The sequence below is a fragment of the Neobacillus bataviensis genome (genome assembly GCF_019969725.1).
Window position 1 is genome coordinate 638542 of record NZ_JAHXYW010000001.1, and the last position, 12842, is coordinate 651383.

Genomic DNA, 12842 nt, shown 5'->3' on the forward strand with positions numbered 1-12842 from the left:
ATTTCTTGATTTAATTTTCGACCAGCCTATTCTCTAATTATGGTGATGGTGATGATGATGTTCATACCCATGTTCTTCAGCATATTTACGGAAATTTTCTAAATCTTGCATTCCCGTGGATGTACCGTTTATGGCCTGATTCATACGTTCTAACAGTACTGTTCTTAACTTTGGATGATAGCCAAAATACTGAGCTATATCAATTGTTACATGCGGATAAGTCTCTTTAAACTGATCGGCCATTTTATTCATTCTATCCATTAAAATTCCCGTAAATAAAAAATACGGGAGCATGATAATTTTTTTTGCGCCTAATTTTATACAGCGTTCCATCCCATCCTGCACAGTTGGCTTCGTTACCCCCATAAAGGCACTTTCAACGATAGTTACATTTAATTTCTCCCACAATAATCTGCTGATTTTATAAAAATCACCATTAGCATATGGATCGCTGCCGCCACGTCCAATTAATAAAATAGCCGTATCCTCATGTTTTTGATCTACTTCAAAACCTGCTTCAGCAAGTCTTGTTTTTAAAATTTCAAAAACTTCCTCATGAACACCTATCGTTTGGCCATAAGTAAATCGAACATCTGGGAAATGCTCTTTAGCATGTTCGATCTCTGCAGGAATGTGCAGTTTTGAGTGTCCTGCATGTAATAAAATGATGGGAATTACATGGATTTCATCTGCACCTTTTTCAACACACAACTGAATCCCATCCTCAATATTTGGTGATGCAAATTCTAAAAAACATGTTTCTACTAAAAGGGCTGGATCAATGTATTCTTTCATTTGCCCGACAAATTCGCGAACTTCTATATTCCCTGCCTCCCGCCTGCTGCCATGTCCAACAAATAATACAGCTTTTTTCATCGGTCCATTACCTTTCTTGTATTTTTCAATACCTTTTATGCGATCTTCGCTGCGTTTCCGCACACCGTGCTCCATTGAATAAATGATCGCATCTTCTTTAACTTCATCATGAACAATATCACGTGCAGTTTCTTCATGTTGAACCGAATACCATGTCCCTTTTGGGTAATCAATTACGACGCATTTATCTTTACAGCGGCCGTTACATCGTGTACGCGATGTATGAATATGCTCATCTAATTGGTTTTTTCGGATTTCATCTCGAATTTGCTGCGTGACCTCCTCAGCTCCTGCTCCCATACAGGTTGCCCCATTGCAAATGAGTAAATGACGCTGCATTTGCGTTAAATTCCATGTTGTCATAAAGCGACCTCCCCTCTCCCATCATCTTGTAACCACTATGTCTATTTGTTTTATCAACAGTGCCCCCGATTAAAGCCCCTTTTATTAATGTCAAAACGAAACTTAGTCATGTAACTTCACAGGCTCCCAACTAATGATCGCAGCATAGAATGAATAACGGTATACATACTGGCCATCCTCCATTGCTATAAAGCGTGCGAGTGATGCTTTCACATGTGCCATATCAAACCGAGGTGATAAGATTTTTTTGCTCTGTGCTTCATATAATTGCTGCAATGTATCATAACGATACTCACGCTCCAGCTTAAGCATTTCACAATTTGCATAAATCCCTAACTGATACAGCATATTGACGATGGTAATATAATCACGGCGAGGATGTTTAATGTCATAGCCAAACTGCTCATCTAAAATAACGTAATGCGGTTGAATAGGTCCTGTTGTTAAACCAATGATGGCGCGCTTTTTGGCAAGACTGTTCATTTTTTTCAGCGCCGCATTCATTTCATACATACGATAAAAGCAGTTCACCCCAATAACAAAATCATGCTGCTCAATTTGCGCTTCTTCCCATTTACTATAAACGAACTGAACATTTGTATCGTTTTCAAAGTATTGTTTTAAATAAGCAAGCACACTTTCAGAACCATCCACTAAAGTTAAACTTTTGACATCTTGATGGAGTTGGAAGGTGTAGTTGCCCCATCCCGGCCCAATTTCAATACAAGTTGAATTTTTAGGGATATGTTGTTTCATTTTTTCGTAAATTTTTTTTGCATAGTTATCTGTTTGCTTGTATGTTTTTTTCTTCATCGACTGAGCCCAATATGCTTCTTCCAGCACATCATCGATCATTCTTTCTGGCATCTTGCCATGCCAGTCTAACATGCCTTCTTTCCACAGCTTTTCAAAATCAAATTGTAAAGGGGAACCTTTTATCATTTAATTTTCTCCTCAATCTCGACAACATAAATGGACAATCCTTTTCTGGTGAATTGGGTACCAGTTTATGTTTTAACATGGCGTCCTGGGTGCTTAAAACACAAGCCCCTTCATCGCTTTGACATCCTGATCAGAATAATAATATTTTATGGCATCAATCGTTGACACAAAATCAGCATCCTCACCGATTTTCTCCTATACGCTGCTCCAGCCACGCTTCACATTTTTGTTTTTCACCCTGCTCCATCCATTGTAATAACTGTGGATCCAGGAGCTCTGCTAATAGCTGTTTTTTCGCATCCCCCGTAAACAATTGTAAAATTCGCTGACGCGCTTCCTTTAAAAATGAAACATACTGCGTGTAATGTACTCCAAATTGCTCTTCTAAATCCGTCTTTACTTGGCGTGTCAGGCCTGGACTTGCCCCGGACGTCGATACAGTCAATACGAAATCACCACGGCGAACGACTGCTGGATTGATGAAATCAACGCGTCCTTTTGCATCCGCACGGCTTAGTAATTGCCAATGCTGTGCCGCTTCTTCCACTGCATTATTTACCTCTTCGTCATTTGTAACGGCGAAAATCAGTGCTGCATCATCTAAGTCAGCTGGTACAAATGCTTTTTCTTTCCATGTCACAAGCCCTTCATTGATGTATTGCTGCAATTTTTCGGTTACAGCTGGGCTTATCACTGTTACTAGTGCCTTTGTTGGCAGCAGCGCTTCTACCTTTTGACGCGCTACATGTCCGCCCCCAACAATAACAACCTTTTTATAGTCAATATTCATTAATAGTGGGAAATAATTCATTGTTTACCTCCAAACATGCTTTCAGCCAATTTTTCACAAGCTGTGGATTCGAAGCAAAATGAAAGTGTGTATAGCCAGCAACAATATTTTTATGTAGATAACCTTCCTTCTGAGCACGAAAACGGCCTTTACTAAAATAAGCTGGTGATGTATGCTCCCCTTCATACCTTGAGTAATGGAACTCATGCCCTTTTGCCTGCTCCTCTGCATTGATTAGAAAGTTGCCAGGAACACCCGTAATTTCCCTGTATCCAAGTGCCGCTAATTTATCTTGCATCCGCACACGTCCTGGAATGATCCCGAGCATCGGAAATACCTGTCCTTGACGATTCACAATTTCCTCTGTTAAATACATAAAACCGCCGCATTCCGCTAATGTTGGTACCCCTTGCTCAAGCGCGGCTCTTATTGATTGCTTCGTTTCCTCATTTTTCCCCAATGCTTCAGCAAACTCTTCCGGGAAACCACCGCCGATATAAAGCCCCTGCGCATTTTCTGGAACTTCCTCATTTTGTAAAGGAGAGAAGTAATGCAATGTGGCACCATATGTACGGAGTAATTCTAGATTTTCTTCATAATAGAAGTTAAAGGCGGCATCCTTTGCAACTGCAATATGTACTTCTTGTCTTTGCGGCTGTGCATCAAAGATAGATTCAGAAACCTCTAATGGTTGTGTTTTTGTAATTTCCAGCAGTTGTTCAACATCCACTGTTTCTTCGATTGCTTCTGCAAGACTATCAAAATATGAATCTAAATCACCACGTTCTATGGCTGGTACTAAACCTAGATGACGGCTTGGCATCATTGGTACAGCTCCTTTCGGCAAATAACCAATGACGGGAATTCCACATTCTTGTTCAATTGCTGCTTTGACAATTTCAAAATGGCTTTTACTTCCTAATTGATTGGCAATAATACCAACAATATTGGAGCTTTCCTCTAACATTTGAAATCCTTTGACAATCGCAGCCGCACTTCTTGCCATACTTGCTGCATTGACAATTAAAATGACGGGACTATTTGTGATCTCACTAATATGAGCAGCAGATCCTTCATTTGATAATGGGGATTTTCCATCATAAAAGCCCATCACTCCTTCAATAATAGCTGCATCTGCATCTTGGCTCGCTCTTGCGACAATTGCACGGACTGTATCATGGGACATCATGAAACTATCAATATTACGAGAAGGGCGTTTTGTGACTGCTGTATGATACGTTGGGTCAATATAGTCCGGGCCGCATTTAAAGCCCTGGACTGTTAATCCACGCTTCATAAGCGTACGCATGATGCCAATTGTGAATGTTGTTTTTCCAACACCGCTTCCTGTGCCGGCTAGAACAAATCGATTCATCGTACTTCCTCCTCAAAATTGACACGTGCAATCGATATAGTCACATTTCCGCTTTTCTTTTTCTCCAGCAGTAACTCTTTCGCATTCGCATAATGCAATGCGGCCGGCTCACTGACCCCATATGCACCTGTATATTTAAAGACTGTTTCTGATGGGTTTTGCATCGGTATTTCATTTAGCTGGTCAGGTGTGTAAGTTACAAACGGCCAGTTATGTTTAGCAGTTAATTCAAGCAGGCCTGTTTCGTTTTTCTTTAAGTCGATGGTCGCAACTGCTTTGACACTTTTTTTACTTAAACACAGCTCAGCTAATGTTTCATCTATGACTTGTTCAATTTCTTCCATTGCCGTACCACGATTACAGCCAATGCCAAGTACAATTGATTTTGGACGATACACAACTCCGTTCTCGAGCAGCACCTTTTCATGTGCCTCAATTAAACGATCTGTAATAAGCAGTGCCGCTTGTGGCTTTGCCATGATCGCTTCATCTATCGTTGGATAAATTTTTAAATTGTCAGGCATTGAGCGATCGTACATCCACCAATTTTTTTCACCCGTTTCCTGCACAATCGCAACATGCTCTTCATTGACAACCGATGCACTAACAGGTGTTAATTTTTCTTCACTATCCCACATCCACCCAAATTGGGCGCCAAATAAATCCACAGGAATCGTTTTTTGAACATCTGAAGCTGTTGTTACAACTGGTGCAGCATCAATCGCTTTTGCAAATTCATGGGTTAAGGCATTGGCACCGCCAATATGCCCCGATAATACGCTGACGACATACTGACCTTTATCATCCACCACTAACACGGCAGGATCTTTCTTTTTATCAATCAAAAGCGGAGAAATCATGCGGACGACAGCACCGAGGGAAATGATGCAAATGATTCCTTTATACCGCTGGAACAATGCGGGCAATAGTAGGCGAACCGTACCATCAAATAACTGAATTTGGCGCGTTTCTTCGTCACCCTGCTCGAATTTCTTCATATAATAAAGGTCCACATACGGAAATTTTTCCGCGTAGCTTCTTGCATGTTCCACCCCATGTTTCGTTATGGCAACGAGGGCATATGGTTTGCGCTTTACAATAACAGGAATTTCACCTTCACGTAAACTAATCATTTGCTTTCACACCTTTGCGGAAGCCATGAGTAAAGGTTTTGTCATAGAGCTTCGAACGATAATTTTTTTCATGGATATGCGGGTCTAATGCCCAGCCTGCTAGAATCATCGCATGCTTGCGAATGCCGTTGACACGCATTGCTTCATCTAATTCAGCCAGTGTTGTCCGCACAATTTTTTGGTCAGGCCACGAAGCACGCTGCACAACAGCAACTGGTGTATCATCTGCCCAGCCTGCTTCCTGTAATTCTTTGGTAATTTTCTTTGTTAATGTCGCACTTAAAAACATTGCTATCGTACAGTGATGGCTTGCCAGTGCCTGTAATTTTTCTAGCTCTGGCACAGGTGTACGCCCTTCAGCCCGCGTTAAAATGAGCGTTTGAGTTAAATCAGGAATCGTCAGCTCCGCACCAACTGCTGCTGCAGATGCAAAAACAGAACTTACACCTGGAACAACTTCATAGCTAATATCATGCTGCTTCAGCATTGCCACTTGCTCCATCGTTGCACCGTACATCGCCGGGTCGCCTGTATGTAAACGTACAACCTTTTTGCCTGCATTGACACGCTCGACAATACAATCCACCATTTCCTGAAGATGCATCCCTGCTGTGCGGATAATTTCTGCCGACTCCTTCGCTTCCGCTACTAACGTTTCGCTTACGAGTGAATCAGTATACATCACAACATCTGCTTCTTTTAATAGCTTTAGACCTTTCACCGTGATTAAATCCGGATCTCCCGGACCTGCTCCGATAATCCAAATTTTCTTCATTATTTGCGCACCACCATACATGACAAGTAATTTAATTCTGCACCCCGTAGTTCATTGATCTTCCAAATTATCTCTTCATCAGATGTAACTTTTGTAACGACATGTGTTTTTTCTAACAAATTCATTTCCTCCAGTAGATTGAGCATTGCATCTATAACTTTTGCTACTTTGATAAAGACGATCGCATCGTGGTTTTCAATTACTCGGCGCATTTCTTCCATATCCTCCGTAGCAGGAATCATGGCGACATGATCATCACCATCAGCCAATGCAATCCCTAAGCGATTAACAGAACCATTAAACGAAGAAATGCCAGCTACCGTTTCAATTGGAACATCAGGGTACATTGATTTCATTAAGTTCATTAAATGTATAAATGTGCTAAACAGCATCGGATCCCCTTCAGTTACAAAAGCTACATCTTTTCCTTGACTTAAATAGCTATAAATAGTTTCAACAGATTTTGTCCACTCAGTACGCAGGGTATCTTCATCTTTTGTCATGGGGAATACCAAACCAAGCATCTCTTTTTCTGCCGGATTAATATAAACTTCAACAATACGATGGGCATAAGATTTACTGCCCTTTAATTTTTTGGGATAAGCAATGACCGGGCTTTCCTGCAATCTGCGAAATGCTTTTACTGTGATTAATTCTGGATCTCCTGGCCCAACACCTAATCCAAATAAGGTTCCTATTCTCATGATTCTTTTCCTTTCTTTGCTGTCACTATATAGATTGGATTTAACGGTTCAAATCGTGTTAAATTTAAGATTGGCTTACTTTTTGAAATTTGTGCCTGTAATATCGATACTTCACAGCCTAATATTTTTAGATGCTGCAGCGCTTCTGCCAGATTTTCGATCGTTGCAATATTCATAACAAGGCGTCCATTTGGCTGTAAGCGTGAAATACATGTTTGCAATAAATGCTCCATATTTCCACCGTTACCGCCAATAAAAATCGCATGTGGATCTGGAAATTCAGCTAGACGGTCAGGTGCCTTCCCCAGCACTGCAACAAAATCTGTACGATGTTTTAATTGATTTTCCAGACAGTTTTTAAGGTCACCATCATTTTTTTCAATTGCATACACGGCACCTTCCCGAGCCATTTTCGCTGCTTCAATCGCAACAGATCCTGTGCAGGTTCCTATATCCCAAACAATGCTATTTTCCTTAAGTCCCAACTCCTGTAGACAAAGAGTCCGAATTTCTCTTTTAGTAATCAATCCTTTATCCGGCTTTCGCTGAAGAAATGCATCATCCGGAATTCCAAGAGAAGAACGTTCCACTACCTCACGCTGTTTTAAAATCACAACATTCAATGGAAAAAAGGAGGATTGCTCCATTTCGTCCAATGTGAAACTGCGGCAGCGCTCGTTTTCACCTTGTAGATTTTCAGCAACGAAGGCATCATATTCTGTCATGCCAAAACGCTTTAAATATGTTGCAATTGCTTGCGGACAATTCGTTTCATCTGTTAATACAGCAATTTTTTTACGTCCATCAATTCTTTGTGCAAACCCTTTAATGGAACGACCATGTAAGCTGACAATATACGCATCCTGCCAGCTTTCCTGCATTTTAGAAAAAGCGAGCTGTACCGAGCTGGTATAAGGATAAATTGTTAATGGAAGCTTCTTCGCAAGTACACCGCCAAGTCCATAAAATAGCGGATCACCGGACACTAAAATAACGACATTTCGTGTTTCTTGCTGTAATTCAGCTGTTAATGCTGACAAACCGCCTTTGATTACTTTTTTCTCTTTTTTAAATTCCGGGAAAAATTGTAAATGCCGCTCCCCGCCTACAAGTACATCACTTTCATTGATCCACTCAGCATATTGGGGGAGCAATCCTTCCGCGCCATTATCCCCTATACCAATCATCTTCATCCAATTTGTCAATATTCTCAGCCTTTCCTAAACAGTCTCCATTCATGGCATACAAGGTTGTCGACACTTTGATGTCAGTATTCATATGATTCAAAGCATAGTAGCAGCAGTTTTTGCAAAGTGCTGCAAAGAATGCCTCGTTTCCCTGAAGCATATCTCCAACTTGTGAAGCTGTATTCGCCTGTAAAATTTCTCGCTGCGTCTTCTCATCAACACCTGCTTTATTGGCAATACCTGCTAAAAACTCAAAACTAATAGGTGCACTCTTTGAGTGAACCATCATAACGCCTTGGGCAACTTTTGAGAACTTCCCCATCATCCCTACTAACGAGACTCTCGGAATCTTCTTCCGTGCAATATTTTTTAAGGTAAAACCAACAAAATCGCCCATTTCTATAAATGCTTCTTCTGGTAAATGAGGATATTGCTGCATAGCATATTTTTCACTGCGCCCACCCGTTGTAATGACTAAATGCTCACATCCTGATTCTTTTGCTACATTAATCGCTTGTACGATACTTGCCATATAAGCAGAACTTGAAAATGGAACCACTGTTCCCCGTGTCCCTAATATCGAAATTCCGCCGATAATGCCTAACCGCCCATTCAATGTTTTTTCAGCAATTTCTTTACCATCTGGTACAGAAATAATTACTTCAATTCCGCAATCCAATTTAAAGTTTTCAATTGCTTCTTGTACAACCCCATATATCATTTTACGTGGTACGGGGTTTATCGCTGCTTGACCAACTGGTACAGGTAGTCCCGCTTTTGTCACTCGCCCTACACCAACCCCGCCATCTAAATGAATGCCTTTTTCTTTTGAATAACTAACGGTACTCTGAATTCGTGCTTGATGCGTAGCATCAGGATCGTCCCCGGCATCTTTGATCGTTTCGCACATTACCCTGTCTTCTGACACTTGAAATGCGGATACTTTAAATGTTGCATACTGGCCAGCCGGTAAATAAATCGTGACTTCATCTGGTACCTTTCCTACGACAAGAGCTTGCAATGCTGCCTTTGTCATCGCTGTTGCACAAGCTCCTGTCGTATAGCCGTGGCGCATTTGTGAAGGGTCTTTTTTATTTCGTTTCTTTTGCTCGTTCATCCGCCATAATCGAAATGGCATTAAGTGCTGCGACTGTCACTGTACTGCCACCCTTTCTCCCTGCGTTCGTAATAAATGGAATTCCTTCCAGCAATGCTAACTCCTCTTTCGACTCTGCTGCTGATACGAAGCCAACTGGCATTCCAATAATTAAATCCGGTTTTGCCTCACCTTCTTTAATTAAACGAATTAACTCCAGCAGCGCTGTTGGCGCATTGCCGATGGCATAAATTCCTCCTTCATGTAAACGCGTTGCCTTTTGCATGGAAATAATAGCCCGTGTTGTTCCTTGAGCCTTTGCTTCCTTTGAGACATCGTCATCTGCAATATAACAATGCAAGTCACCGCCATGCTTTTGGAATCGCTTGCGGCCAGAACCACTTTCAATCATTTGTACATCGGCCACTACATGACGGCCCGCTAAAATGGATTGAATCCCTGACTCAATGGCATCAGGCGTAAAAATCATGCTGCGGCCTAACTCAAAATCTGCTGAAGCGTGAATCACCCGCCGAACAACTAACCATTGCTCATCTGTAAATGTATGTTCGCCCATCTCTTCTTTGATAATGGCGAAACTGTGATCATAAATCTTGTCCGGATCGACCGTTACAGGAATAAATTTTGTATTAAAGTTCATGTTTGCCATGAAAAAAACCTCCCAATAGTTGAGTTACTTCTTCGAAAGAAGTACAAAAATTTTCATATTCAATCGCTGGCCGCTTTATTAAAATTACAGGAATCCCCAATTGCAGAGCAGCTGTCATTTTTTCATCTACAGATCCCACTTTGCCGCTTTCTTTTGTAATCATTAGAGTCACATTATATTGCTCACATAGTGCTTTATTTAATGATTTTGAAAATGGACCCTGCATCGCAATTATGTCCTTTTGTTTAATGCCTAACCTATGGCACTTTTCCATGTTCCCTATATTTGGAAGCATTCTACAAATAAGCCGAATTTCATCACGCATTAAATATTCCGTAAATATTTCCAACGTTTTGCTGCCTGTTGTCAGCATAATCGTTCCTTTATGAGATTGAGCTAATTTAGCTGCATCTTCATAACTTTCAACTTCTGTAATTAGTGGAGAAATAAACTGCTCTTCTGGCCTTTCATAACGAATATAGGGAATATTAAATGCTTGTGCTGCTGCCATTGCGGTTTTCGACGCTTCTTCCGCATATGGATGGCTGGCATCGATGACACAGGTCATCTTTTGCTTTTGAATAAGCGCCATCATATCATCAACTGATAACCGCCCTACTTGATAAGGAATATGGTGGTCATTTAAACTTTCGGCTGCAGATTCTGTGACAACTGTTGCTAATAAAGGATAGCCTTGATTTTGCAATTGAATGGCTAATGCTCTCGCATCACTTGTGCCTGCTAAAAATAAAATCATGTGTTCCTCCTAATCTCCACATGGTGCCGGCTCGACTTCAATTTTGGAGCTCATATCTTGATAGTTAAAATACTGAATTTTTTTCACTCTTTTAAAATATTTAAAAAGGCGTTCATTTGGATGGGCATTTTGTTTGTACTCTTCTATAATTTTCGTTAATAACGGCAGCAGCTCATCTGGTTCAATTCCTTCTGCTACTGGCTGAGCAGCATGAGCTGTACGGCCAACCGGCTTTGCGCCAATAAATAAATCAAATCTTTTCTTGCGGTAAACGATCCCGATATCATCGAATACTGCCCGATAACAAGCCATACCGCAGCCGTTGAAACCAATATGTAATTCTTTTGGAAGCTTTAAGCCCCCCAATTTTGCTGCTATTTCTTCTGCATATGGGATCGATTCTGCTTTTTCACCGTAGCAAAAATCACAAGCTTTTACATTTAAAACATCGCCTACAGGCATGACAATTAAATCATTTTGTTTAAGTCTTTTAACAATCGATTCAGGCTGATTTGTTGGAATCTTTAATAAAAACCGATGATCCGGTGTATATTCCATGGTGCCTGTCTCGCCAATAGTTTCTGCCAATACGCGCATTTGGTCTGGCTTAATAAATTTATTGGCAACACCAGGTGAAACAGCAAATTCAAATATATCTTCAACTGCTTGTTGTACTAACAATGGATTTACTATTTCAGTTTTAGTCACCATAGATAAAGCCTTTAAAGCCAAATCTAATGAGCTAACTTCTTGTTTTTTTCGTTCAATTTGCTCATAACCAGCTTGCGCTTCCCCTGTTTCTTGATTTAATGCCCATGGTTCGGCTTCCTTTTTCAAACGCTGATGCGGTTTTAGGCTTTGTTTTTCTTCACCTAACGTATATTTACGCTGATAACCTCGAGGGGTAATGATTTTATTGTCATAAAAAAAAGTAGAAGAATTCCCGATAATAACCGTTGTCAGCATTCCGATATCATGTTCAAGCATTTCAGACAGTGTTGTCAGCACTATATTTTGATTTTCACGATAAGCACTTTTCACAAGACCCACCGGTGTTTCAGGTGAACGATATTTTAATAGAATATTTTGCGCCTCTACAATTTGGCGTGTCCGTCTACCGCTTTTCGGATTATATAAAGCTATAACGAAGTCCGCCATCGCAGCTGCTTCAATGCGCTTTTCTATTACAGTCCAAGGCGTCAAATGATCACTTAAGCTGATCGTGCAGGAATCATGCATGATTGGCGCACCCAATAAACTCGCACAAGAATTAATGGCTGAAATACCTGGAACAATTTCTACCGCAATTCCTTCTTTTTCAGTCCAGCCCTTTTCAATCAGCACTTCATACACTAATCCAGCCATACCATAAACGCCTGAATCTCCGCTGGATATGACTGAGACAATATTGCCAGCTTCAGCTTTCTTTACTGCATCCTGTGCACGTGACACTTCTTCTGTCATACCCGTACTGACAATGGATTTTGCTTTTAAGAAAGGTTCAATTAGCTCCACGTATGTTTTATAGCCAATAATACAATCACTTTGCTGTAAGGCATCTACAGCACGTTTTGTAATGTGCTCACGATCACCTGGACCAAAGCCAACAACAAAAATTTTTCCCTTATTCATAGGCTTACCTCCAAATAAAAAATGCCTGCACTCCTTTTAAAAGGAATACAGGCATGATGTGAAATAGCAGTATAAATTAAGCATACTGAAACACAAAAACAATAAGTATAATTGTCCCGCCTATACTTCTCCCTCCGAAAAGCAAGTGTCGTTTAAATAAGCAGGTTTCCTGACTTAAGCTTCTTTTTACTCTTACACCTTCCCGATTTCTCAGTGGCATTGTAATTTCATCAGCTCTTACAGTAGCGGGGGCTGTACTAGACTTTCACTAGTTTCCCTTTTACCTCACAAATGTGAGCACTTATTTAAAGTATTTTATTAAATTTTTTATAACTATACCATATAATCTAGAAAGTTAACATACTATTTTTTTTTGAAAATTAATAAAATCTTATTTAGAACAACTCCTTTTGTTGGAAACTAAATGAACCAAATATAGATTTGCCATAAACCTATTTCAGCCATCCAAAGCACCTCTAGCTCTTCTTGATAAATAGGTGCTATGGAAAATAAAATGGCGACCAAGCTTGTCATTAAGAATA

General features: G+C 40.5%; 12 protein-coding genes and 1 riboswitch. All 12 genes read right to left on the reverse strand.

Translation table 11 applies throughout. The annotated features are described in order from the left end of the window. Window positions 1-33: 33 nt before the first annotated feature. Window positions 34-1239, reverse strand: a complete 1206-nt coding sequence (locus LC455_RS03170; RefSeq protein WP_223588118.1) for a CbiX/SirB N-terminal domain-containing protein — start codon at window positions 1237-1239, stop codon at window positions 34-36. A gap of 102 nt (window positions 1240-1341) precedes the next feature. Then, on the reverse strand, window positions 1342-2181 hold the full coding sequence (locus tag LC455_RS03175; protein ID WP_223588119.1) for a methyltransferase domain-containing protein: 840 nt from the start codon (window positions 2179-2181) through the stop codon (window positions 1342-1344). Window positions 2182-2362: 181 nt separating this feature from the next. After that, on the reverse strand, window positions 2363-2992 hold the full coding sequence (locus LC455_RS03180; RefSeq protein ID WP_223588121.1) for a precorrin-2 dehydrogenase/sirohydrochlorin ferrochelatase family protein: 630 nt from the start codon (window positions 2990-2992) through the stop codon (window positions 2363-2365). Further along, window positions 2961-4346, reverse strand: a complete 1386-nt coding sequence (locus LC455_RS03185; protein ID WP_223588122.1) for a cobyrinate a,c-diamide synthase — start codon at window positions 4344-4346, stop codon at window positions 2961-2963. The genes LC455_RS03180 and LC455_RS03185 overlap by 32 nt, the downstream gene beginning before the upstream one ends. Further along, window positions 4343-5479, reverse strand: coding sequence for a cobalt-precorrin 5A hydrolase (locus tag LC455_RS03190; protein ID WP_223588124.1), 1137 nt, complete (start codon window positions 5477-5479; stop codon window positions 4343-4345). The genes LC455_RS03185 and LC455_RS03190 overlap by 4 nt, the downstream gene beginning before the upstream one ends. Next, entirely contained in the window at window positions 5472-6254 is a 783-nt protein-coding gene (cobM, locus tag LC455_RS03195) for a precorrin-4 C(11)-methyltransferase (protein ID WP_223588126.1), read from the reverse strand. Before cobM ends, LC455_RS03190 begins: the two co-directional genes overlap by 8 nt. After that, the gene (gene cobI / locus LC455_RS03200; RefSeq protein WP_223588128.1) at window positions 6254-6958 is read right to left on the reverse strand and encodes a precorrin-2 C(20)-methyltransferase; all 705 of its coding nucleotides are present in this window, start codon (window positions 6956-6958) and stop codon (window positions 6254-6256) included. Before cobI ends, cobM begins: the two co-directional genes overlap by 1 nt. Next, window positions 6955-8151 carry a precorrin-6y C5,15-methyltransferase (decarboxylating) subunit CbiE gene (gene cbiE, locus LC455_RS03205; RefSeq protein ID WP_223588692.1) on the reverse strand — a complete coding sequence of 399 codons (1197 nt, stop codon included), beginning with the start codon at window positions 8149-8151 and terminating at the stop codon, window positions 6955-6957. Before cbiE ends, cobI begins: the two co-directional genes overlap by 4 nt. Beyond that, the gene (locus tag LC455_RS03210; RefSeq protein ID WP_223588130.1) at window positions 8126-9262 is read right to left on the reverse strand and encodes a cobalt-precorrin-5B (C(1))-methyltransferase; all 1137 of its coding nucleotides are present in this window, start codon (window positions 9260-9262) and stop codon (window positions 8126-8128) included. Before LC455_RS03210 ends, cbiE begins: the two co-directional genes overlap by 26 nt. Next, entirely contained in the window at window positions 9237-9911 is a 675-nt protein-coding gene (locus LC455_RS03215; protein WP_317851396.1) for a precorrin-8X methylmutase, read from the reverse strand. The genes LC455_RS03210 and LC455_RS03215 overlap by 26 nt, the downstream gene beginning before the upstream one ends. Then, entirely contained in the window at window positions 9892-10668 is a 777-nt protein-coding gene (cobK, locus tag LC455_RS03220) for a precorrin-6A reductase (RefSeq protein WP_223588131.1), read from the reverse strand. The genes LC455_RS03215 and cobK overlap by 20 nt, the downstream gene beginning before the upstream one ends. A 9-nt stretch (window positions 10669-10677) precedes the next feature. Then, a complete protein-coding gene (cobJ, locus tag LC455_RS03225; RefSeq protein WP_223588133.1) occupies window positions 10678-12300 on the reverse strand; it encodes a precorrin-3B C(17)-methyltransferase in 1623 nt (540 codons plus the stop codon). Between the two features lie 142 nt (window positions 12301-12442). Continuing rightward, a riboswitch (cobalamin riboswitch) is annotated at window positions 12443-12620 on the reverse strand. Window positions 12621-12842: the final 222 nt, after the last annotated feature.

Coding starts and splice junctions, on each gene's coding strand:
- LC455_RS03175 (WP_223588119.1), bottom strand. CDS start 2,181: ATGATAAAAGGTTCCCCTTTACAATTTGATTTTGAAAAGCTGTGGAAA.
- LC455_RS03170 (WP_223588118.1), bottom strand. CDS start 1,239: ATGACAACATGGAATTTAACGCAAATGCAGCGTCATTTACTCATTTGC.
- cobJ (WP_223588133.1), bottom strand. CDS start 12,300: ATGAATAAGGGAAAAATTTTTGTTGTTGGCTTTGGTCCAGGTGATCGT.
- cbiE (WP_223588692.1), bottom strand. CDS start 8,151: ATGAAGATGATTGGTATAGGGGATAATGGCGCGGAAGGATTGCTCCCC.
- LC455_RS03180 (WP_223588121.1), bottom strand. CDS start 2,992: ATGAATTATTTCCCACTATTAATGAATATTGACTATAAAAAGGTTGTT.
- LC455_RS03185 (WP_223588122.1), bottom strand. CDS start 4,346: ATGAATCGATTTGTTCTAGCCGGCACAGGAAGCGGTGTTGGAAAAACA.
- cobK (WP_223588131.1), bottom strand. CDS start 10,668: ATGATTTTATTTTTAGCAGGCACAAGTGATGCGAGAGCATTAGCCATT.
- cobI (WP_223588128.1), bottom strand. CDS start 6,958: ATGAGAATAGGAACCTTATTTGGATTAGGTGTTGGGCCAGGAGATCCA.
- LC455_RS03190 (WP_223588124.1), bottom strand. CDS start 5,479: ATGATTAGTTTACGTGAAGGTGAAATTCCTGTTATTGTAAAGCGCAAA.
- LC455_RS03210 (WP_223588130.1), bottom strand. CDS start 9,262: ATGAACGAGCAAAAGAAACGAAATAAAAAAGACCCTTCACAAATGCGC.
- LC455_RS03215 (WP_317851396.1), bottom strand. CDS start 9,911: ATGGCAAACATGAACTTTAATACAAAATTTATTCCTGTAACGGTCGAT.
- cobM (WP_223588126.1), bottom strand. CDS start 6,254: ATGAAGAAAATTTGGATTATCGGAGCAGGTCCGGGAGATCCGGATTTA.